Genomic DNA, 219 nt, shown 5'->3' on the forward strand with positions numbered 1-219 from the left:
TACAGCTGCCGAGATCGTATATGGCCGTGCCGACAGCACCAAGCCCAATATGGGCCTGACCACATGGAAAAACGCCCCCAAAGGCCGCATCCGCAAATCCGATGTCACCGTTGCCAAAAACTATCTGAACGAAACAGAAATGCGGAACCTGAACGAAATTGTCACCATGTACCTTGACTATGCGGAACGGCAGGCCCGCCGGGGAAATGTCATGTATAT

Annotated in this window: 1 protein-coding gene; it reads left to right on the forward strand. The window is 52.5% G+C overall.

Translation table 11 applies throughout. The features are described from left to right. On the forward strand, positions 1-219 hold a 219-nt coding region (rhuM, locus tag H6B10_RS17295), incomplete at both ends, for a RhuM family protein (RefSeq protein WP_204652546.1).

Origin of the sequence: Gemmiger formicilis (assembly GCF_016901605.1) — a bacterium.
GTDB classification, from domain to species: Bacteria; Bacillota; Clostridia; order Oscillospirales; family Ruminococcaceae; genus Gemmiger; species Gemmiger formicilis_B.